Source organism: Streptomyces sp. NBC_00370, assembly GCF_036084755.1.
Taxonomy (GTDB): domain Bacteria; phylum Actinomycetota; class Actinomycetes; order Streptomycetales; family Streptomycetaceae; genus Streptomyces.
In genome coordinates this window covers 1,299,689-1,319,811 of the sequence record NZ_CP107968.1, presented here as the reverse complement: position 1 = coordinate 1,319,811, position 20,123 = coordinate 1,299,689, and the positions used below count along the sequence as shown (strand labels likewise).

Here is a 20,123-nt window from a genome sequence, read left to right as displayed (position 1 = left end):
GAACTGCGGGCGGCCGGGCCCGGGACACCCCCCTGGGCCCGGCCGCCTCAGGTCGGCCTCAGCTCACAGCTTGGACAGCTCGTCCACGAGATCGTCGAGGCCGAGGGAGCCCTGCGACAGCGCCGCCATGTGCCAGGCCTTCGCGTCGAACGCGTCGCCGTGCCGCTTCTTGGCGTTCTCCCGGCCGAGCAGCCAGGCGCGCTCGCCCAGCTTGTAGCCGATGGCCTGGCCCGGCATCGACAGATAGCGGGTCAGCTCGCTCTCCACGAAGTCGGCGGGCCTGCCGCTGTGGTTGCCGAAGAACTCCTGCGCCAGCTCGGGCGTCCAGCGCTCGCCCGGGTGGAACGGCGACTCGGCCGGGATCTCCAGCTCCAGATGCATGCCGATGTCCACGATGACCCGGCAGGCACGCATCATCTGCGCGTCGAGATAGCCGAGCCTGCGCTCGGCGTCCGGCAGGAAGCCCAGCTCGTCCATGAGCCGTTCCGCGTACAGCGCCCAGCCCTCGGCGTTGGCGCTGACCATGCCGACCGTCGCCTGGTAGCGGGAGAGCTGGTCGGCGACATGCGTCCACTGCGCGAGCTGCAGATGATGGCCGGGCACCCCCTCGTGGTACCAGGTCGACACCAGGTCGTAGACCGGGAACCGGGTCTCGCCCATGGTCGGCAGCCAGGTGCGGCCCGGGCGCGAGAAGTCCTCGGAGGGGGTGGTGTAGTACGGGGCGGCCGCGCCGCCCGCCGGGGCGATCCTGGCCTCCACCTTCCGTACCCGCTCGGCGAGTTCGAAGTGCGTGCCGTCCAGCGCCTCGATCGCCTCGTCCATCAGGCCCTGCAGCCACTCGCGGACCTCGTCGACGCCGTCGATGTGCTTGCCGTGCTCGTCGAGATGGGCGAGCGCCTCCCACGGGGTGGCGCCGGGCAGGATCTTCGCCGCTTCCTTCGTCATCTCGGCGAGCAGCCGGTGGTACTCGGCCCAGCCGTACGCGTAGGCCTCGCCCAGGTCGAGGTCGGTGCCGTTGAAGTAGCGCGACCAGCGGGCGTACCGCTCACGGCCGACGGTGTCCGGCGCGTCCTCGACGGCCGGCGCGTACACGTCGCGCAGCCAGTCGCGCAGTGCGACGACGGCGGCGGTGGCGCCTGCGCCCGCCGGTTCGAGTTCGGCGCGCAGCGAGTCGGGGCCCGTGGCGGCGAAGTCGTCGAACCAGCCGGTCTTGTCGCCCGCCCACCGGGTGAGCTGGTCGATCATGGTCGCGGTGGCGCGGGGGCCGCCCGGGAGCTTGCGGTCGAGGCCGAGGGCGAGCGAGGCACGGAACCCTTCGAGCGCCGCGGGTACGGCGCGCAGCCGGGCGGCGACGGCCGCCCAGTCGGCGTCCGTGTTCGTCGGGGTGACGGCGAAGACGTCGCGGATCGCGTGGGCGGGCGAGTGGATGTTGCTGACCGCGCGAAGCTCCTCGTCGGCCTCGTGGACGGCGAGTTCGGCGGTGAGGCGTTCGCGCAGCAGCCGGCCGCAGCGCACCTCCGCCTCACTGTCGGCGCCGGGCAGCCGCTGTGCGGCGTCGAGCCGGGCGAGGGTGGCGACGGCGAGATCCGCGAGGGCCTGCCGGCCGGCGGGGGAGTAGTCGGGAAGGCGGGCCGAACTCTCGGGGACGCCCAGAACGGTGCCGGTGATGGGGTCCAGTTCGATGAGTGCGTCGACGTAGGCGTCGGCGACCTGGCGGGGCAGCGCGCTGCCGGCTGTGTCTGACATGGGGACATCTTCTCGAACACGACCGGCCGCGTCACATCAATGCCGGTCGTTGGCTTGTCACACACCCTTGCCGGGTCCCTGTCAGGCACTCCACGCGAGCCCCGCCGCGCCGCCCCGCCGGGCGCCTAGCGCCGTCCGGAGTCCCCGTGCGGGGGCAGCGAGTGCACGGCTGTCGGGTCCAGCATGGCGGTGACGACCAGGGTGCCTTCCTCCACCTGGTAGTCCAGCGGCAGGCCCAGGCCGCGCATGGCGGCGACCATGCCCGTGTTGGACGACTGGGTGACGGCGTACACATGCGCGCAGCCGGCCTCGGCGGCCAGCTCCGTCAGCCGGCCGAGCAGGGCGGCGCCGATACCGCGCTGCTGGTAGGCGTCCTCGACCATCAGGGCGATCTCGGTTTCTTCGCCGTCCCACAGCAGATGGCCGAGAGCGACCAGTCGGCCCGACGTCGTGCAGACGGCGAGGGTCCGGCCGAACCGGGGCGAGAGCAGATGGGTGAGATAGCGGTCAGCGTCTCCGACCGGGCCGTGGTAGCGCAGCCCCAGGGTGCGCTCGGAGCAGCGCGCGTGCATGGCGAGGGCCGCTTCGAGGTCGTCCTCGTCCGCCCTGCGGACGGTGATCTCCTCGCCCTGCGGGAGGGTGAGCGGCTGCTGGCCGCGCGGGATCCGGGGGCCGAGCCGGGCGTCCAGCTCGACCAGGGCCCGGGCCCTGGCGAACTCGGTCGGTGTGAAGGGGAGATACGGGCGCTCCACGCCGATCGTGCCGCCGTTCGGGTCGCGCAGTCGCATCGACGTACCGTCCAGCACGCCTTCGACCGGCGCGAACTCGCCGGTCGGACGGCCGGTGACGGAGACGGCCGGCCGTGACGTTATGGTGCAGCGCCCCAGCAACTGGCGCAGGGCCAGGGGCAGTTCCGCCGCGTCCAGGGCGGTCCGGGTCGCCAGGCCGAGGACCCGGGTCGGGGTGTCGACCAGGTCATGGGCGTCGGCCCGCTCGATCCAGGTGCGGCAGCCGCCCGCCGCCGAGACGGTCGCGCTGAGGTCGCTCGCCTGGAGTGCGGCGGGGGAGCGCAGCAAGAACTCATCGACGGTGCCGTCGGCCAGGGGATGCGTCTGGAGGGTCAGGATGTCGACGCGGTGCGTGGCGAGGGCCGTGCACAGCTTCGCGAGCGTGCCCGGCTCGTCCCGCACCGTCGTCCGCATCCGCCACAGCGCCGTCGGCTCGTCGGACGTGTCCGGCTCTTCGGCCGCCGCAGCCCGTTCCGGTGGGGCGTGACCGTGGCTGCGTGCCCACCAGGTGTGGAACGTGGCCGTGGCGACGAGCGCCACGGCCGAGGCCACCAGCAGGAAGACCCCGTCAGGGACATGCGCGATCGTGTTCGCGATGGCGTCCGCGACCGCCACCGCGGTGAACAGGGCGGCCAGCTCGACCAGATCCCGCCGCCAGTGGTGGGGGCGGCGGGAACTCTTCGCCGAAGTCACATCTGTCATGGCCCCACTGTGACCGAGCGGTGTTTCGCGATCACGAACGGTTTGTGACTGATGGGTTAAGGATGGGTCTGTTTTAGTTTAGGCTGGTTTTAACCGTTTTTGGCGTGGAGTGATCGTTCTGCTGCCCCAACGCGGCCAGCAGCCGGGCCGCTTGAGCCGTCACCCGCGAACCACCGCCCCGCGCGGCCAGCGCGGCGAGACCGGCCGGCGCTTCGCCGGCGGCGCCGCAGCGCTCCACGCAGTCGGCCGCCACCGCCAGTATCTCCCCGAGCCCCGTCCGCTTGGTCCCCGGGGCCAACAGCGCGGGCAGAGCAGGGCGGATGACGGACCAGACGGTGCCGGCCGCGCCGCTCTCCGCCGCCGTACGGAGCGAGTCGGTGAGCCGGTTCAGCTTCACCGAGTCCTGGTCCACGAGCGCCCCCAGCCGCTCACCCAGCAGCTTCCCTTCGAGACCGCCACGGGCCGCCAGGATCAGCAGCCCGTCCACGGCCGCCAGCCGGTCGCCGGGGTGCCGGGCACCGAGCCCGTAAGCGAGCGCCAGATGGAGCGAGGGGCCCGGCCCCGGCAGTTCGGCGATCTCCGCCAGCACGGGCAGACACCACGTACCGCCCCGCTGCCCGTCCGCCGCGCAGCCCTCGACCCCGGGCAGCAGCCAGTGGGCCAGCACCTCGCTGTTCTCGGGCAGCACCGCGGGCCAGTTGGTGTTCCGGCCGCCGCTCCAGTGGTAGCAGTACCGCGCCACCTCGACGTCCGACCGGCCCAGCCAGTGGAACTCACGGGGGAAGTCCTTCTCGACCACCCGCCGTTCACGGGTACCGGCCAGCAGCCTCCGGGCCCTCGGCACCAGCCCTTCGCCACCTGCCGCAGAACCGACGGCTTCTTCGGAATCGTCACGGACCAGCGCGGGCACCGGTGTCCCCTCGCCGCTGAGCCAGTCGGCCAGCCGGCGCGCCTCGGGCGTGCCCAGCGCCGCGGCGGCGCGGGCCGTCTCCGGCCGGCCGCCGCGCCGCACCCGCAGCAGCGCCTGGGCGAAGTCGACCGGTGCGGGGGTGGCGCACAGCCGCTGGTACTCACGCAGCCGCTCCACCAGCACATCCGGATCCAGTGTCCCGGACTCCCAGGTCGGGGTGGCCAGCAGGAAGGGCAGCGGTCTAGTCCGGATCAGCGAAGCGACCTCCCGCAGCCGTGCGTTGAGCACACCGTCCAGCGCCTCGTGCGCGCACCACTTGCCGTTCGCCGTCCACCGCGACTTCACGATCGTCAGCGTCCGCGCCGACACCTTCTCCAGCAACGCGGCGGCGACCAGGCCCACATCGGCCGCCCGTACGAACCACGAGTCGGAGCCGATCCGCGTCTCGCCCTTGAACCACCAACGGTCCGCCAGCGCGTCACGCAGCGCGGCGGTCAGCGCAGCCGTGTCCTGGTAGGCGAGCCTGACCAGCCCGTCGAGGGTCCGCTCGAACGACACGGTGTCACCGTCCCGCCCGCCGGACAGCACCACCACCTCCTCGACCACCTCGGCGACGGTCGAAGGCGCCGGAGCCAGCCGTACCGGCAGCGGCACGGGAGGCAGGATCTCCTCGTACGACACGAGGCCGGCGCCCGCCGCCGGCTGCTCGCCGAACAGCTCGACCGCCCGCGCCCGGTGGACCGGGCTCAGCAGCGCGGCCGACGCCGCCACCGCCTGCCGGGACTCCTCGCCCACGTCGGCGAGACAGCGCGCCACCAGCTTCAGCGCACGCTCCTGGACGTCGGTGTCCTGATGCCCGAACGCCGCATCGGCCAGCACCGGCAGCAACTCGTCAGCGGCGCCGCGGTCGCTGCGCAGGACCTTGCCGACGAGCACCAACTGGGCCCGCACCAGCTTCTTCTCCGGCCGGAACAGCACCGACCCGGTCATATCGGCCAGGCTGCGGACCGGCAGCGCGCCGTCGGCCGCGATCCGGGCGAGCACCCCATGGGCGTAGCCCGCGACCGCCGAAGGACCGTCGGCGGCCATCCCGATCCAGTCGGCCGTGTGCGCCGTCTCCTCCGCCGGGCTCAGCCCCAGCCGCCTGGCCACATTGAGGAAGAAGACCAGCTCGCGCGGCCGGCCCCCGCGCAGCAGCCGGGCCACGCACGCGTCCACCAGCATGTCCCGCTCGACCACCCCCTCCTCGGCCAGGACCGCCAGCAGCGAAGGCCAGTGGTCCGGGTCCTGCGCGTCCGTGCGCCAGCTGATGCCGTTGGGCAGCTCGGCCAGCTCGAAGAGCCGGGGCACAAACGCCGTCACGTGCGGGTCCTTGCGCAGCCCGCCGAGCAGGGACCGCTCGCGGTCCCCGACCGTGTCGGCCCAGCCCCGGACCACCGCGTCCGTGTCCGGCAGCGGCGTGCCGGCCCGCTCGCTCAGCTCCCGGATGAGGGAGAAGTCGTCCTCCGCCGTCGAGCTGCGCTCGGCGAGCCTGCGGGCCACTTCGCCGAGCCAGGCAGGATCACGGTCGGCGAGCAGATCGGCCAGGCCCCAGGGCGCCCGGTCGCCGTTACGCAGATCGCGGGCCCCGATCCAGGCGGCGGCCGCCGCCGCCCCCGTCAGACAGCCGGCACCCGCCACCAGCAGGGCACGCTGCACCCGCGACCGCTCCCGCCAGCGGTCCCAGTGCCAGCCGCGCACCTCGGAGCGCAGCGCCTTCAGCTCCGCGAGCGCCGCCTTGCGGTCCGCCGGTGTCAGGGGCTTGACCAGCCCGGGAACGGACTCGTGGTCACCGGCCCGCACCGCGTCAAGAAGCTCACTCATCGCGCACCGCCCGAGACCAGAACCGCGCCGCGGCGCGCCATCCGGACGGCCAGCGCGTGCTTGCACGGACCGCGCCCGCCCCGGTGCCCCGCCCACCAGGCGCAGGTGCAGCTGAGGACACCCGCCGCCTCCCGCACCTGGTAGCGCCGCTCGCCCGAGGCCACCGACGCCAGCTCGCCTTCGAGCCGTACGGCCCCCTCGGCGATCAGCGCACGCGCGGCGGCCAGCCGTGGGTTGTGCCGCTCGACCCGGCCGGCGTCGTAGGGCAGCTCGCGGTGGAAGTACGCGGCGTCCGCGATGTCGTACCCGACCCGGCCCGCCGAGCCCAGCCTGGTCAGCGCCGCGCGCACCCGCGCCACGCTCAGCCCGGCGCGCGCCGCGAGATCAGCCGGTTCGATGGCCGGCTCCCAGGCCAGCAGTACGGACACCAGCTCGGCGTCCTCGGCCGACTCGTCGGCGGCCAGCGCCTCCAGCACCCCGCCCTCACCGGAGAAGCCGCGCGCCACCTCGGGCGACAGCGTCAGCGTGAGCCGCATCCCCGGCAGCGTCACCTCCCACGCGCTCGCCGTGGCGGCGCCGTCGGCCACCGGCCCGTACACCCGCAGCGCCGTCGCGTCCCGCAGCACCCGCTGGAGCGCGGCCAGCCGCTCCGGGCCCGGCAGACAGACGGCGCCGGGCACGGGACGCGACGTCGGGCGCAGCGTACGGCCCGCGGGTATCACCCACATCGCGCCGCGCGAAGCGCCGCCCGACCGGCCCGAAGGGCGCGGCAGGGACCGCAGGAAGCGCACCGCTTCAGCGGCGGACAGCTCGGCCCGCAGGTCGAACGCCGCGGAAGCCACCTGCGCCTCGGCGAACCCGCGCAGCCACCGGTCGGGCAGCGGCACCTTCTTCTCGACCACGGGACCGTCGAGCGTCGTCACCGCCATCTCGTCAGGGCCCACCCGCAGATGCAGCGGATCGTCGCCCGCCAGCCGCGAAAGCGCCTCACGCAGGGGGTTGTTCACATCCACATTGGTCGTGCCGTGGCCCGTGTCCGCGCCGTCGAGACCGGCGCGCAGCACATCGAGCCTGGCGTACACACCGCAGCACCCGGAGAACGACTCGAAACGCAACCGGTCCCCGTTGCCCGTGACCACCGGGTCGAGCGAGGCACGGAGCATCGGCTGGTAGTAGCGCGCCGCCGCCACATCGGCGACCGCGAGCAGCCCCTGCGCCGCCGTCCGCGGCGAGGTCAGAAAACCGGTGAAGAACTGGGGATGCGCCTGCGCCCCACGGGGCGTCAGACCGCCCGAAGTCTCCAGACCGAGCAACTGGCCGTCAGGCGCGCTCTCCAGCGCGGACGGACGGGAATAGGCGAGTGCCTGCATGGATCGCGTCATGGGGAAGACGCTAGAGCCAGGCACTGACAATCGGCCCCGCGGCGAACGCCGGTGCTCGTTCGCAAGGCCGAGGACCATCGGCCGATCGACGTGGTGATCGTCCGCCGCCTACGGTGGCGGCAGGCAGCACCCGTACCACCGAAGAGACGAACGGAGCCCCGCATGCCGATCGGCGGCCAGGCGCACATCAGGATCGCCCGCCCCTCCAGGGACCTCGCCGCCGCCGAACGGTTCTGGGTGTCGGGCCTCGGCCTCACCCCCGTCTACCGCGCCGAGGGCGGCGAAGCGCCCGGCGAGCACGCCTTGCTGATGCTGGGCTGGCCGGACGCGGGCTGGCATCTCGAACTCGTCCACGAGCCGGCCGCGCCCGTCGAGCCGCGTCCCACCGAGGAGGACCTGCTGGTGATCTATCTGGCCGGTGCGGTGCCCGACGAACTGGTCGCCAGGCTGGTGGAGCACGGCGGCCGGCGGGTCGCGTCGCCCAACCCGTACTGGAACGAGTGGGGCGTGACGATCGAGGACCCGGACGGCTACCGGCTCGTTCTCAGCGTGCGCGACTGGTCCAACTCCTGATCTCAGCGCACCGCGCCGCCCGTCCCCCTGCCCGCCGCCCCGGCCAGCGTCCGCACCCCGCGCACGATCTCGCCCGGGGTGAGCTGTGCGTACCCCATGACCAGCCGTACGGAGCCGTCGGCGGCCTCTGACCACCCGCGCCCCGCCGCCCCGCACTCCGCCAACGTCCGCAGTGCGACGCCCGCCCCTGCGGCCCGGCGCACGCACGCGTCCTCGGGACCGTAACGCGCGGGCAGCCGGGCGATGATGTGCAGCCCGGCGGCGATCCCCGACACCTCCGTGCCGGGGAAGTGCTCCGCCAGCGCCGCCACCAGTGTGTCGCGCCGCTCCCGGTACGCCCGCTGGCAGCGGCGCAACTGCCGGTCGTAACCGCCGCCTTGGACGAAGTCGGCGAGTACGGCCTGGTCCAGCGCCGGATTGCCCAGGTCCATCGTCCGCTTGCGCTCGACGAGTTCGTCCAGCAGCTCACGCGGCGCCACCAGCCAGCCCAGCCGCAGCCCCGGGGCCAGCGACTTGCTCACAGAGCCGGTGTAGACGACGCGTTCCGGATCGAGCCCCTGCAACGCGCCCACCGGGGCCCGGTCGTAGCGGAAGTCGCCGTCGTAGTCGTCCTCCACGACGAAACCGGCCACGGACCGGGCCCAGTCGAGGAGTTCGGCCCTGCGCTGCGCCGAGTACGCGATGCCGGTGGGGAACTGGTGGGCGGGCGTGGTCACCACGGCACGTACCCCGGACCGTCCCAACTGGCTGGAATCGAGGCCGGATTCGTCCAGCGGCAGTGGTACGGCGCCGAGCCCCGCCGATGCGAACAGCGCCGTGTGTTCGGGGCTGCCCGGGTCCTCAAGACCCACCGTCCGCAGCCCCCGCCCGTGCAGCACGAACCCCAGCAGTGTCATCGCCTGCGCGACCCCCGAGCACACGATCAGCCGCTCCGGGTCGGCCGCCACCCCGCGCCGTCTGGCCAGCAGCGCCGCCAGTGCCGTACGCAGCTCAGGCAGCCCGCGCGGATCGGGGTAGCCCAGTACGTGGTGGGGCAGCCGGGCCAGCACCGCCTTGTGCGCCGCCGCCCAGGCCGTACGCGGGAAGAGCGAGAGATCAGGGGTGCCGGGCCGGAAGTCCGCCGAGGCCACCGGAGCGCGCGGCGCCAGATCGCGGGCCGGCAGCGCCGCGGCTCTCGCGGCTCCGCCCACCCAGGTGCCCGCGCCCCGGCCGCTGCGCAAGTACCCCTCGGCGGTGAGCTGTTCGTACGCCTCGGTGACCAGACCGCGTGACACCCGCAGATCGGCGGCGAGTTCACGGCTCGACGGCAGCCGGGTGCCTGCCGTCAGCCGCCCGGACCGCACCGCGTCACGGAGCGCCGACTGCAGGGCGCGCCCCCGGCCGCGCTGCGGCGCCGCCACGGCCGGCAGCAGCAGTTCCCAGGCCACGGTGCGCGCATTGGTCCCCGATGGTGCCATGGGAATGGACCTTAAACCGGACCGCCGTGATCCTTAGCGTCGGTGCCATGACAGCCACCTCCGTACGCGGGGCGCTCCTCGCGGCCTTCGCCTGTGTCCTCGTCGGCGCCTCCTTCACCGCCAACAGCCTGCTGGGCGACTACCCGTACGCGGCGGGCCAGGCCCTGCGCTACGGCGTCGCCTGCCTGCTGCTCCTGCCGCTGACCGGCCGGCCCGCCCTGGCCACGCTGCGTACCCTCACCGCCCGGCAGTGGGGCAGGATCGCCGCGCTCGCCGCCGTCGGCATGGTCGGGTTCAACCTGGCGATCCTGGCCGCCGAGCGCACCGCCGAACCCGCCGTCCCCGGTGTCTTCGTCGGCTGCGCGCCGGTCGTGGTCGCCGTACTGCTCCCGCTGCTGAACCGGCGCCGGCCCACCACGCCTGTCGTCTGCGGCGCGCTGCTGGTGGCCGCCGGTGCCTGTGTCGTCCAGGGCTGGGGCCGTACGGATCTGCCGGGCATCGTCTGGTCGGTCGGCGCGCTGGCGGGCGAGACGGGGTTCGCCGTCATCGCCGTACCCGTCCTGCGACCGCTCGGACCGCTCGGTCCGCGACTGCTGTCCACCGCCGTCTGCGGGGTCGCCGCGGTGCAGGCGGCGCTGGTCTCCGCCGTCGTGGACGGCGGGCCGCCGCCGCTGCCGACGGGGGTGGAGGCGGTGGCGCTGCTCTGGCAGGCGGTCGTGGTGACCGTCGTCGGCTTCCTCTGCTGGTACCTGGGTCTGCAGCGGATCGGCGCCGAGCGGGCCACGCTCTTCTCCGGCCTCATCCCCGTGTCGGCCGCGCTCTCGGCGCCCCTGGTGGGCACGGGCTCGTACGGCGCCGCACAGACGGCGGGGAGTCTGCTCGTCGGAGCGGGAGTCGCGCTGGGCTCCGGGGTGCTCACAGGACGGGTACGTGCAGGAAGGACCGCGTACGACGGCCGGGGGATTGGTCTTGACCAAAGGGTTGAGCCGCCCTATCGTCATTAGTTAGTGCAGGAACCTTTAATAAACAAGGGCACGGAAAACCCGCCGGGGACACGGCGATTGCGGAGGATCAGGGTGGGGACCACGCAGCTGGAAACGGTGCCGGAGCCGAAGTACTGGCATCTGAAGACCGTGCTCGCAGAAGCGCTCGACACCGACTTCGCCGTGGGGGAGGTGCTGCCCAACGAGCGCGAACTCGCCGCCAGGTTCGGCGTGGCGCGCGCCACCCTCCGGCAGGCGCTGGAACAGCTGGAGCTGGAAGGCAGGCTGCAGCGCCGGCGCGGGGTCGGTACCACCGTCGCCCCGCCGCGCGTCGGCGTGGACGTCTCCACCGCCCAGCACGAATGGCCCGGCGCCGACCAGGACGCCTGGCAGCCCATCGGCTGTGTGACGGAACCGGCGCCGACCGCCGTGGCCAAGCTCCTCGACTCGCCGTCCGGCGAAGAGGTCCATGTCGTCCGGCGCATCCGGGTCACCCACGGCCAGTCCGTGGCCGCCGAGTTGCTGTACGTACCCGCCTCGTCCGTGCCGGGACTGTCCGCCATAGACACCCCCTCAGGGCCCGCGAGGGCCCGCGCCGTGCTGCGTGAGTTGCAGCATCTGGGGCTCGAAGGCCAGGACCGCGCCGTGGAGCTGGGCTCGGCGCGCGCCGACGACGCCAGGGAGCTCGACCGGCTGCCCGGCGCCCCCGTCCTCGTCGTCACCACCCGCTACATCGCCGAAGGCCGCACGGCCGCCGTGTCGATGGCCACCTACCGCGCGGACACCTGCCGGCTCACCTTCGGTGACTCCGGTGACCTGCAGATCACCGACCAGCCCCCGGAGCGCCAGGCGTCCTGACCTCCTGCCGGGCGGTCGCGACGACCCTCAACAGCGTCGTCGCACAACTGCCTTGCCGCACAACTGTCTTGCCCCATACGGCCCGTCCGCACTCAGCGGCGGGCCGTCACTGTTCCCTCCACGGCGAACAGCTGCTCCTCGACATGGTCGAGGGCCAGCCGCAACGCACCTGTCGCCACCGCGGCCTCGCCGAGCAGCGAGAGCGTCACCCGCGGTGGCCGCAGACAGTAACGTGACAACTCGCCGCGCAGCGGCTCCAGTACGCCGTCGAGCCCGGCCGCCCAGCCGCCGATCACGACCAGTTCGGGATCGAGCGCGAGCACCAGCGCGGCCACGTCGTGCACCAGCCGCTGGATGAACCGCTCCATGGCCTCCTGCGCCCGCTCGTCGCCCTGCTTGGCCAGCGCGAAGACCTTGGCCACCGCGTGCTCGTCCAGCGGGTGCAGCGGCTCGTCCGTGGTCGACAGCAGTGTTTCCGGGGTGGCCTCACGGCCCAGCAGGTGCAGTGCGCCGATCTCGCCGGCCGCGCCGCCGAAACCGCGGTGCAGCCGTCCGCCGATCAGCGCGCCCGCGCCCGGACTCAGCCCGGCCAGCACGAAGACGATGTCGTCGGAGTCGGTGGCGGCGCCCTTCCACTGCTCGGCCACGGCCGCCGCGTTCGCGTCGTTCTCCACCAGGACCGGACATCGGAACGAGCGGCGCAGCCGCTCGCCGAGCGCGAGTCCCGTCCACTGCGGCAGCGCCGTACCGAGCCGTACGGTCCCGTCCGCCTCCACGATGCCGGGGCTGCCCACCCCGACCGCCCGCAGCGAACTGCGGGCCACACCGGCCCGCCGCAGCACATCGGCGACGACCGCCCTGACCCGGTCGAGCCGCTCGTCGGCGCAGGCCGTCTCCGTCACCTCGCGCGACCCCGCGCCGATGATCCGGCCGTCAAGACCCGACAGCAGGGCGGCCACCCGGTGCGGACCGATCTCGATGCCGAGCAGATGCCCCGCCTCGGCCCGGAAGCGGAACCGGCGCGCGGGCCGCCCCTGCTTACGGGTCTCGCCCTCCTCCGGCGCCGTCTCGACGACGAGCCCCGCCTCGATGAGCCCTTCGATCACACCTTCGACCGTGGGCCTGGACAGCCCGGTGATCCGGGTCAGATCCGTCAGGGTGGGGGACTCGGCGCCGCGCAGGGCGTGCAGCACGACGGCGGAGTTGATCCTCCGCAGCAGGGAAGGGTCTCCGCCGGTCAACCGCCCCACGGTGTGCCCTCCCAGCTCGTACAGGTGTGTCCGGATGCTACTCGTTGGTTGCGTACCGGGCGAGTGCCGATGGAGGGTAGGCGAATATCAACCGTCGAACGATCCGGAGGATCACCCATGCCGCAGGACGAAGATCCCGTTGTCAGCCCTTCCGGCTGGGTCGCGGACCAGGCCAGGCTGTACGCCGAATCGGACGGGGCCGAGGGCGGCGACTTCAAGGGTTCGCCGTGTCTGCTGCTCGACTACCGGGGCCGGCGGACCGGCCAGTGGCGCCGTACGGTCCTCATCTACGGCCGGGACGGCGACGACTGCCTGATCGTCGCCTCCAAGGGCGGCGCCGACGAACACCCGCTCTGGTACGTCAACTTGGCGGACAACCCGGATGTACGCGTGCAGGTCGGCGCCGAGCGGTTCGCCGCACACGCCGAGACGCTGCCGGCCGACGAGAAGGCGCGGGTGTGGCCAGGACTGGTCGACGTCTACCCGCCGTACGCCGACTACCAGCTCAAGACCGAACGGGACATCCCCGTGGTCCGGCTGCGCCGCGTGGCCGGCTGAGCACAACCACCCTCCGCCTTGGTGGTCAGCTCTGCCCCCCCGGTGGTCAGCGCGGCGCGACGAACCCCGACTCGTACGCCGTGATGACCGCCTGGGTGCGGTCCCGCGCCCCCAACTTCGCGAGGACCGCGCTCACATGGGACTTCACCGTCTCCGCGCCCACCACCAGCCGCCCGGCGATCTCCGCGTTCGTCAGCCCCTGGGCCATCAGCCGCAGCACGTCCGCCTCACGGCCGGTCAGCCCGGCGGCGGCCAGCCCCCTGCGCGCCTCGGCGTTGCCGTACTCCGCGGCGAGTGAGCGCACAGCGGCGGGGAACAGCAGCGAGTCGCCCTCCGCGATCAGCCGAACGGCATGCACGATCTCGGCCGGGCGGGCGCGCTTGAGCAGAAAGCCGTCGGCGCCCGCCCGCAGCGCCCGGTAGACGTACTCGTCGTTCTCGAAGGTCGTGACGACCAGGATCTTCGGCGGCGGCGACACCGTCCGCAGGACCGCCCTGGTCGCCTCGATCCCGTCCATCAACGGCATCCGCACGTCCATCGCCACCACATCGGGACGCAAGGAGCGCACCAGCGGGATCACGGCGGCGCCGTCCGCCGCCTCGCCGACCACGGTGATGTCGGGCTGCGCCTCCAGCACGGCCCGCAGCCCCGCGCGGACCAGCGGCTCGTCGTCCACCAGCAGCACGGTCACCGTCATGCCCGCACCCCGGCGGCCCTGCCGTCCAGCGGCAGCAGCGCGCTGACCCGCCACTCCCCGCCCCGCAGCCCCGTCTGCGCCTCGCCGCCGAGCAGCGCCGCCCGTTCCTTGATCCCGCGCAGCCCGCCGCCGTCCGCCGCCGTCGGCCCGTTCGCCGTCGGCCCGTCCGCCGTCGGAGGACCGAAGGACGCACAGGTGAACGGGTTGGTGACCTCGATGCCGAGCGCCGCCCCCGTCACCTCGACACACACCCGCACCTGCGCCGCCCCTGCCGCGTGCCGCAGCACATTCGTCAGCGCCTCCTGGAGGATCCGGTAACCCTCCCGCGAGACCGGTGCGGGCACCCGCTCCAGCGGCCCGGTGACGGTGGCCTCCACCAGCGCCCCCGAGGCGCGCGCCGAGTCCAGGAGCCTGCCCGCGTCGACGAGCGTCGGCCGCTGCGAGGCGGGCCGCGCCGACTCCCGCAGCACCAGAAGCACCCGCTCCAGATCCTCCAGGGCCGCCCGGCCCGTCTCCTCGATCGTGCCGAGCGCACGGTCGGTGAACGCGGCGTCGCCCGCCGCCCTGGCCGCCCCCGCCTGGAGCACGGCGACGGTGAGCGCGTGGCCGATCGAGTCGTGCAGCTCACGGGCGATCCTGGTGCGCTCGAGCAGCTGCTCCGTACGCTCCTCCAGCGCCGCGAGCCGTTCGGCCGGCGAAGGCCCCAGCAGCCGCCTGGCGACCGCGGCTGCCAGCCGCCCGATCGTCACCACCCCCACGGCGGCGACGACGAGCGGTACGGGCGCGAGCACCGCGCACCACACCCGCGGCGCCGTCCCCGACAGCACCGGCAGCATGGGCGGCGTGTGCCCGGCGGCCCGCGCGATCAGATCGACGCCGAGCAGCGGCAGCCAGACGACACACCCCAGCATCAGCACCGACAGCACCGAGCGTGCCTCCAGCCACAGCACTGTCCGCCACCGGTCGGCCCAGGTCGCCGAGGCCCCGGCCGAGATGACCGGATCAGGACCGCTCCGCTCACGCGGCGTGAGGAGCAACTGGGCCTGTACGCCCTCCGCCAGCCGCATCCCCGGCAGCAGCCCGATCGGTACGAGGAACAGCAGCGGGACGTACGGATGACTCGGATCGACGAACATCCAGACCGCGAGGAGGGCGAGCGGGATGCCCAGATGCAGGACGCGCGTGTACGTCACCGTGCGGGCCAGCGGTCCCAGGAGTCGGCGCATGCCCCCCATCGTGCCAGCGGCGGCGCCGTGCGAGCCTCCCCCGGCCGGGGGAGACGGTCTCCACCGGCGGGGGAGGGCAGGGCCCGGCGCGGCGGCCAGGCTGAGGCCATGACCAGCATCGACATCCAGCAACTCACCAAGGAGTACGGGGCGATCCGCGCCGTCGACCGGCTCACGTTCCAGGTGAGACCCGGCCGGGTCACCGGCTTCCTCGGCCCCAACGGCGCCGGGAAGTCCACCACCATGCGGCTGGTGCTCGGCCTCGACCGGCCGACGTCCGGGAGCGCCACCGTCGGCGGCCAGCAGTACGCGCGGCTCGCCGAACCGCTGCGCGAGGTCGGGTCGTTGCTGGACGCGGGAGCCGCCCTGGGCGCGCGCACCGCACGGGCGCACCTGCGGATACTCGCGGCGAGCAACCGCATCCCCGCCCGGCGGGTGGACGACGTGCTCGAAGAGGTGGGCATCGCGTCCGTCGCGGGGCGGCGCGTCAGGACGTACTCGCTCGGTATGCGCCAGCGGCTCGGCATGGCGGCGGCGCTGCTCGGCGACCCGCCGGTGCTGATGCTGGACGAGCCGTCCAACGGCCTGGACGCCGAGGGCATGCGCTGGATCAGGGAACTGCTGCGCCGGCTGGCGGACGAGGGCAGAACGGTACTGGTCGCCAGCCATCTCATGAACGAGACGGCGTCCTACGCCGACCATCTCGTGGTCCTGGGAAGCGGCAGACTCCTCGCCGACACCCCGCTGCGGGAGTTCATCGACGCACGGGTACGCCCGCGCGTCAGACTGCGCACCACCGAGGGCGCCCGGCTGCGCACCCTGCTGCGGGCGAAGGGCTTCTCGCCCGTCGAGGACGACGGCGGCTGGACCGTCGAGGGCGCCCGGGTGGTGGAGATCGGACCGCTCGCCGCCCGCGCAGGCATCCCCATCCTGCAACTCGCCGACGAGGTCGGCACGCTGGAACAGGCCTATCTGCACCTCACCGAGGACGTGGCGCAGTACACGTCCGCCACCGCTCCCCACCCGCAGGAGGCCTGAGCCATGTCACTCCCCGCAGCCGCCCACGCCGAATGGCTCAAGGTCCGCTCCCTGTGGGTCCTGCCCTCCTCGCTGACCGGTGCCTTCCTGGTGACGACGGTCTTCTCCCTGCTCATCTGCGGCACGCTCGGCCCCGACGACACCGCGGGCGCCGACTTCGACCCGCTGCTCCTGTCGTATGCCGGCCTGAGCTTCGGCCAGCTCGCCGCCATCGTCTTCGGCGCGGTCGCCATGGCGTCCGAGTACCGCGCCGGCGCCATCCAGGTCTCGCTGGCCGCCGTACCGGACAGACGCGCCTTCTACACGGCGAAGCTGGCCGTCGTCGCCGTACTGGCCCTCGCCGTCGGGCTCGTCACGGGCCTCGTCTGCTTCGTCGGCGGACAGGCCCTGATCGGGACGGAGTTCGGCATCGGCCTCGGCGACCAGGCGGCGCCGCGCGCGATCCTCGGCTGCGGCCTGTACCTCACCTGCGTCTCGCTGCTGGCGGCAGGTGTCGCCGCGGTGCTGCGCAGTGTGGCGGGGACGCTGAGCGTGCTCGTACCGGTGTTCCTGCTGCTGCCCTTCGTCCTCGGGGACGTGTCCGGCAACGGAAAGGCGGCGGACTTCTTTCCCGGCCAGGCGGGACAGCGGATGCTCGTGCTGGACCCGTCAGGAACGCCCGGCGCCTGGACCGGACTTGCCGTGCTGATCGGCTGGACGGCCGCCACCGTACTGGCGGGCGGACTCGCGCTGCGCCGCCGCGACGCCTGACGGGAGGCCAACTGTCGGCGCGGGCGGGTTTACTGGAGGCATGGACATCGCCCGGCAACTCGCCCTCGTGGAGCTGCTGCGCACCCGGGACTTCCCCGCGGAGCGCGGCGGCTCAGGGACGGTCACCGGCGGCCCCGGCTACCACCTGGCCGCGCTCAGCACCAGCGAGGAGTTCTGGGACGACGACGGCAGCGGCAGCGGCCCGGCGGCCGAGCAGTACGAGGCCCTGGGCGAGGCGCTGGCCGGCCGCCTGGACGCGCGCTGGGGCCCCGCGCAGCGGTTCAGCCTGTGGAGCATGCGGGCCAGAGGCATGGCGGGCGAGGAACTGCCCGAGCCCTGGTACGAGCTGAGCGCTGCGGTGGATTCGCTGTGGATCTGGCGGACGGAGAACCGCTGGACGGCGATAGGCGTGGCCCGGTGGGGTGCGGAGTTGCCGTACCAACTGATGGCCCTCATAACGGAAACGGACCCGCCCTAGCCCCGAACACCTCCCTGACCTGTGACAACGCACCCTCCACGCAGGCGAGTTGGTGCGTAAGAGGGGGTAGGTCGGCCAATTGGAACGTTCTAAACTCTTGACGTGGCTCTGGCGCGGCAGTCACGATCGTCCGGTGACCGAGGCGCGCGTGCGTGCCTCGGCGCTTCGCGGTCCCCCCATGTTCCGTCGTGATCCGCCCCCACGAAAGGCCGGTACCCCCGTGTCCCCCCACTCCCTCCGGCGCCGAACCGGCGCGGTCCTCGCGGCGTTCGGCGTCGCGGCCCTCTCACTCGCGATGGGCGCGGGATCGGCCCAGGCGGCCGCGCCGGCCGCGCCGACGGCAGCCTCCGCGCCGGCCGACGCGGGCAGCGCCTTCGTCACGTTCACCAACAACAACGACGGCGGGGTGTACACCTGCGAGGTCACCATGCCCTCCGGCATCGGTTACCCCCCGACCCAGCCCCACCAGCTCTCCTGGCGGTCGGTCATCGTGTGCGGCGTCGTCGTGCGCATGTACGGGGTCAGCGCCTCGTACGTGTGGGGCAGCGACATCGCGTACTACCCGGGCAGCACCTACGACATCACCGGCACCATCGCCGAGACGGTCGGCCGGGTGAACGTGCCGCCGGGCGCGTGGGGCCTGAACAGCAACGTCATCATCTTCACCCCGGCCGGCTACACGGCAACCCCGGGCAGCGGCTGCGCGACCGTGGCCGCCGACCAGACGAAGTGCACCGCCACCGCAGGCCCGATCATGGTCAGCTAGCGAAGGAACACCGGCCCCGCGTCGGACACATGGCGCCGTCCCGCCCCTGCGGGCGGACGGCGCTATGTGGCGGCCGGGCCCTCGTCCCCCTCGGCCGCCGCACGCAGCCGGCCGAACTCCTCCGCCATCGTCTGCGCCGTCCAGTGCGCGTTGAGTCCGCTCGGATTCGGCAGCGCCCAGACGCGGGTCGCGCCGATCGTCCGCTCCTGCGGCCCTATCCGCGCCTTCCTGTCGGCGAAGGCCACCCGGTACGCGGTGACGCCGACCACCGCGAGCCAGCGCGGCCGCAGCCGCTCCACCTTCGCCGTGAGGATCGCGCCGCCCTCGCGGAACTCCTCGTCGCTCAACTCGTCGGCGCGCGCCGTGGCCCGCGCCACGACGTTGGTGATGCCCAGCCGGTGGGTCAGCAGCTCCTGCTCCTCGGCCGGCTTCAACTGGCGCGGTGTGAAGCCGGAAAGATGCAGCACCGGCCAGAACCGGTTGCCGGGGCGGGCGAAGTGATGACCCGTCGCCGCCGACATCAGACCCGGGTTGATACCGCAGAAGAGCACCCGCAGCCCCGGCCCCGCCACGTCGGGCACGAGCCGGTCGCGGGCCGCGTCCAGTTCCTCGGGGCGCATCTCAGAGGATCGATCCGGGGGTGTACCCGGCGGCCTCCGGACGCTGCTTCACGATCTCCTCGATCCGGGCGACCACGGCGCCGATCTGGTCCTCCGCCGCGCCCGTGAACGACAGCTTGTCGGCCATCAGCGCGTCGAGCCGGGCCCGGTCCAGCGGGATCCGGTCGTCCGCCGCCAGCCGGTCGAGCAGTTCGTTGCGCTCGGCGCCCTGCTCCCGCATGGCCAGCGCCGACGCCACCGCGTGCTCCTTGATGACCTCGTGCGCCGCCTCCCGGCCGACGCCCTCCCGTACGGCTGCCATCAGCACCTTCGTCGTCGCCAGGAACGGCAGGTAGCGGTCCAGCTCACGTGCGACCACGGCGGGGAACGCGCCGAACTCGTCCAGCACCGTCAGGAACGTCTCCAGCAGCCCGTCGAACGCGAAGAACGCGTCGGGCAGCGCCACCCTGCGCACCACCGAGCACGACACGTCGCCCTCGTTCCACTGGTCGCCCGCCAGCTCACCGGTCATCGACGCGTAGCCGCGCAGGATCACCATCAGCCCGTTGACCCGCTCGCAGGACCGGGTGTTCATCTTGTGCGGCATCGCGGACGAGCCGACCTGGCCCGGCTTGAAGCCCTCGGTGACCAGTTCGTGCCCGGCCATCAGCCGGATCGTCTTCGCCACCGACGACGGCGCCGCCGCGAGCTGCACCAGCGCGGTCACCACGTCGTAGTCGAGCGAGCGCGGGTAGACCTGGCCCACCGAGGTGAAGGCGTGCGCGAAGCCCAGATGTCCGGCGATCCGGCCCTCCAGGTCGGCCAGCTTCGCCGCGTCACCGCCCAGCAGGTCCAGCATGTCCTGCGACGTGCCGACCGGGCCCTTGATCCCGCGCAGCGGGTAGCGCTCCAGCAGGTCCTCAAGCCGCCCGTACGCGACCAGCAGCTCGTCGGCGGCCGTCGCGAACCGCTTGCCCAGTGTGGTGGCCTGCGCCGCCACGTTGTGCGAACGGCCGGCGATCACCAGCGGTCCGTACTCCCCGGCCAGCTTGCCCAGCCGGGCCAGCACGGCGACCGTACGCTCCCGCATGAGTTCGAGCGACAGCCGGATCTGGAGCTGCTCGACGTTCTCGGTGAGATCCCGCGACGTCATGCCCTTGTGCACCTGCTCATGGCCGGCGAGGGCGTTGAACTCCTCGATCCGGGCCTTCACATCGTGCCGGGTGACCTTCTCGCGCTCCGCGATCGACGCCAGGTCGACCTGCTCGACCACCCGCTCGTAGTCGGCGACGGCCGTCTCCGGCACCTCGATCCCGAGGTCCCGCTGCGCGCGCAGCACGGCCAGCCACAGCCGGCGCTCCAGCTTCACCTTGTGCTCGGGGGACCACAGCACGGCCAGCTCCGCCGAGGCGTAGCGGCCGGCAAGGACATTGGGGATACGGGGCTTCGACACGGGAGTCACGTAAGCGGATTCTACTGGGGCCCGGCGGAGGACCGCG

The 20,123-nt window shown here is 73.1% G+C and carries 18 protein-coding genes; 8 read left to right on the top strand and 10 right to left on the bottom strand.

Annotation, left to right across the window (positions count from 1 at the left end; translation table 11 throughout):
- Nucleotides 1-63 precede the first annotated feature (63 nt).
- The 4 genes from OHS57_RS05755 to OHS57_RS05740 all read right to left on the bottom strand — a co-directional run bounded on the left by OHS57_RS05755 (nucleotide 64) and on the right by OHS57_RS05740 (nucleotide 7,391).
- Entirely contained in the window at nucleotides 64-1,746 is a 1,683-nt protein-coding gene (locus tag OHS57_RS05755; RefSeq protein ID WP_328581235.1) for a DUF885 domain-containing protein, read from the bottom strand.
- A gap of 125 nt (nucleotides 1,747-1,871) precedes the next feature.
- Nucleotides 1,872-3,236 carry a GNAT family N-acetyltransferase gene (locus tag OHS57_RS05750; protein ID WP_328581234.1) on the bottom strand — a complete coding sequence of 455 codons (1,365 nt, stop codon included), beginning with the start codon at nucleotides 3,234-3,236 and terminating at the stop codon, nucleotides 1,872-1,874.
- 73 nt (nucleotides 3,237-3,309) lie between these two features.
- Complete coding sequence (locus tag OHS57_RS05745; RefSeq protein ID WP_328581233.1) at nucleotides 3,310-6,009, bottom strand: DUF7824 domain-containing protein; 2,700 nt, start codon at nucleotides 6,007-6,009, stop codon at nucleotides 3,310-3,312.
- Entirely contained in the window at nucleotides 6,006-7,391 is a 1,386-nt protein-coding gene (locus OHS57_RS05740) for an SWIM zinc finger family protein (RefSeq protein ID WP_328581232.1), read from the bottom strand. Before OHS57_RS05740 ends, OHS57_RS05745 begins: the two co-directional genes overlap by 4 nt.
- A 162-nt stretch (nucleotides 7,392-7,553) precedes the next feature.
- Between OHS57_RS05740 and OHS57_RS05735 the strand changes: the two genes are divergently transcribed.
- Nucleotides 7,554-7,964: a VOC family protein gene (locus OHS57_RS05735; RefSeq protein WP_041997893.1), complete on the top strand. Its 411-nt coding sequence runs from the start codon at nucleotides 7,554-7,556 to the stop codon at nucleotides 7,962-7,964.
- 2 nt (nucleotides 7,965-7,966) lie between these two features.
- On the opposite strand, the gene pdxR is transcribed toward OHS57_RS05735, so the two are convergent.
- Nucleotides 7,967-9,421 carry a MocR-like pyridoxine biosynthesis transcription factor PdxR gene (pdxR, locus tag OHS57_RS05730; protein WP_328581231.1) on the bottom strand — a complete coding sequence of 485 codons (1,455 nt, stop codon included), beginning with the start codon at nucleotides 9,419-9,421 and terminating at the stop codon, nucleotides 7,967-7,969.
- A gap of 47 nt (nucleotides 9,422-9,468) precedes the next feature.
- Between pdxR and OHS57_RS05725 the strand changes: the two genes are divergently transcribed.
- Together OHS57_RS05725 and OHS57_RS05720 are read left to right on the top strand one after the other, a co-directional pair.
- Nucleotides 9,469-10,425, top strand: a complete 957-nt coding sequence (locus OHS57_RS05725; protein WP_328581230.1) for a DMT family transporter — start codon at nucleotides 9,469-9,471, stop codon at nucleotides 10,423-10,425.
- 72 nt (nucleotides 10,426-10,497) lie between these two features.
- Nucleotides 10,498-11,262, top strand: coding sequence for a GntR family transcriptional regulator (locus tag OHS57_RS05720; protein WP_041997899.1), 765 nt, complete (start codon nucleotides 10,498-10,500; stop codon nucleotides 11,260-11,262).
- A gap of 92 nt (nucleotides 11,263-11,354) precedes the next feature.
- Here OHS57_RS05720 and OHS57_RS05715 read toward each other — a convergent pair whose 3' ends face one another.
- The gene (locus OHS57_RS05715; RefSeq protein WP_041997902.1) at nucleotides 11,355-12,512 is read right to left on the bottom strand and encodes an ROK family transcriptional regulator; all 1,158 of its coding nucleotides are present in this window, start codon (nucleotides 12,510-12,512) and stop codon (nucleotides 11,355-11,357) included.
- A 117-nt stretch (nucleotides 12,513-12,629) separates the two neighbouring features.
- Between OHS57_RS05715 and OHS57_RS05710 the strand changes: the two genes are divergently transcribed.
- The gene (locus tag OHS57_RS05710; protein WP_041997904.1) at nucleotides 12,630-13,070 is read left to right on the top strand and encodes a nitroreductase family deazaflavin-dependent oxidoreductase; all 441 of its coding nucleotides are present in this window, start codon (nucleotides 12,630-12,632) and stop codon (nucleotides 13,068-13,070) included.
- A 46-nt stretch (nucleotides 13,071-13,116) separates the two neighbouring features.
- Here OHS57_RS05710 and OHS57_RS05705 read toward each other — a convergent pair whose 3' ends face one another.
- Both OHS57_RS05705 and OHS57_RS05700 read right to left on the bottom strand, forming a co-directional pair.
- Entirely contained in the window at nucleotides 13,117-13,767 is a 651-nt protein-coding gene (locus tag OHS57_RS05705) for a response regulator transcription factor (RefSeq protein ID WP_328581229.1), read from the bottom strand.
- Nucleotides 13,764-14,993 (bottom strand): sensor histidine kinase, encoded by a 1,230-nt coding sequence (locus tag OHS57_RS05700; protein WP_328581228.1) that lies wholly within the window; start codon nucleotides 14,991-14,993, stop codon nucleotides 13,764-13,766. Before OHS57_RS05700 ends, OHS57_RS05705 begins: the two co-directional genes overlap by 4 nt.
- A gap of 108 nt (nucleotides 14,994-15,101) precedes the next feature.
- Between OHS57_RS05700 and OHS57_RS05695 the strand changes: the two genes are divergently transcribed.
- The 4 genes from OHS57_RS05695 (at nucleotide 15,102) to OHS57_RS05680 (ending at nucleotide 18,025) form a co-directional block, all read left to right on the top strand.
- Nucleotides 15,102-16,031, top strand: a complete 930-nt coding sequence (locus tag OHS57_RS05695) for an ATP-binding cassette domain-containing protein (protein ID WP_328581227.1) — start codon at nucleotides 15,102-15,104, stop codon at nucleotides 16,029-16,031.
- A gap of 3 nt (nucleotides 16,032-16,034) precedes the next feature.
- Complete coding sequence (locus tag OHS57_RS05690; RefSeq protein ID WP_328581226.1) at nucleotides 16,035-16,781, top strand: ABC transporter permease; 747 nt, start codon at nucleotides 16,035-16,037, stop codon at nucleotides 16,779-16,781.
- Nucleotides 16,782-16,821: 40 nt separating this feature from the next.
- Complete coding sequence (locus tag OHS57_RS05685) at nucleotides 16,822-17,259, top strand: hypothetical protein (protein ID WP_328581225.1); 438 nt, start codon at nucleotides 16,822-16,824, stop codon at nucleotides 17,257-17,259.
- A 220-nt stretch (nucleotides 17,260-17,479) separates the two neighbouring features.
- Complete coding sequence (locus OHS57_RS05680; RefSeq protein ID WP_041997914.1) at nucleotides 17,480-18,025, top strand: hypothetical protein; 546 nt, start codon at nucleotides 17,480-17,482, stop codon at nucleotides 18,023-18,025.
- A gap of 62 nt (nucleotides 18,026-18,087) precedes the next feature.
- Here the strand turns inward: OHS57_RS05680 and mug are convergent, their stop codons facing one another.
- Nucleotides 18,088-18,645, bottom strand: a complete 558-nt coding sequence (gene mug / locus OHS57_RS05675; RefSeq protein ID WP_041997916.1) for a G/U mismatch-specific DNA glycosylase — start codon at nucleotides 18,643-18,645, stop codon at nucleotides 18,088-18,090.
- Nucleotide 18,646: 1 nt separating this feature from the next.
- The gene (gene purB, locus OHS57_RS05670; protein ID WP_041997918.1) at nucleotides 18,647-20,086 is read right to left on the bottom strand and encodes an adenylosuccinate lyase; all 1,440 of its coding nucleotides are present in this window, start codon (nucleotides 20,084-20,086) and stop codon (nucleotides 18,647-18,649) included.
- Between the last annotated feature and the right edge of the window lie 37 nt (nucleotides 20,087-20,123).

Bases quoted from the DNA above. Each gene is read 5' to 3' on its own strand.
- OHS57_RS05755 (WP_328581235.1), bottom strand. From the start codon at position 1,746: ATGTCAGACACAGCCGGCAGCGCGCTGCCCCGCCAGGTCGCCGACGCC.
- OHS57_RS05750 (WP_328581234.1), bottom strand. From the start codon at position 3,236: ATGACAGATGTGACTTCGGCGAAGAGTTCCCGCCGCCCCCACCACTGG.
- OHS57_RS05745 (WP_328581233.1), bottom strand. From the start codon at position 6,009: ATGAGTGAGCTTCTTGACGCGGTGCGGGCCGGTGACCACGAGTCCGTT.
- OHS57_RS05740 (WP_328581232.1), bottom strand. From the start codon at position 7,391: ATGACGCGATCCATGCAGGCACTCGCCTATTCCCGTCCGTCCGCGCTG.
- OHS57_RS05735 (WP_041997893.1), top strand. From the start codon at position 7,554: ATGCCGATCGGCGGCCAGGCGCACATCAGGATCGCCCGCCCCTCCAGG.
- pdxR (WP_328581231.1), bottom strand. From the start codon at position 9,421: ATGGCACCATCGGGGACCAATGCGCGCACCGTGGCCTGGGAACTGCTG.
- OHS57_RS05725 (WP_328581230.1), top strand. From the start codon at position 9,469: ATGACAGCCACCTCCGTACGCGGGGCGCTCCTCGCGGCCTTCGCCTGT.
- OHS57_RS05710 (WP_041997904.1), top strand. From the start codon at position 12,630: ATGCCGCAGGACGAAGATCCCGTTGTCAGCCCTTCCGGCTGGGTCGCG.
- OHS57_RS05705 (WP_328581229.1), bottom strand. From the start codon at position 13,767: ATGACGGTGACCGTGCTGCTGGTGGACGACGAGCCGCTGGTCCGCGCG.
- OHS57_RS05700 (WP_328581228.1), bottom strand. From the start codon at position 14,993: ATGCGCCGACTCCTGGGACCGCTGGCCCGCACGGTGACGTACACGCGC.
- OHS57_RS05695 (WP_328581227.1), top strand. From the start codon at position 15,102: ATGACCAGCATCGACATCCAGCAACTCACCAAGGAGTACGGGGCGATC.
- OHS57_RS05690 (WP_328581226.1), top strand. From the start codon at position 16,035: ATGTCACTCCCCGCAGCCGCCCACGCCGAATGGCTCAAGGTCCGCTCC.
- OHS57_RS05685 (WP_328581225.1), top strand. From the start codon at position 16,822: ATGGACATCGCCCGGCAACTCGCCCTCGTGGAGCTGCTGCGCACCCGG.
- mug (WP_041997916.1), bottom strand. From the start codon at position 18,645: ATGCGCCCCGAGGAACTGGACGCGGCCCGCGACCGGCTCGTGCCCGAC.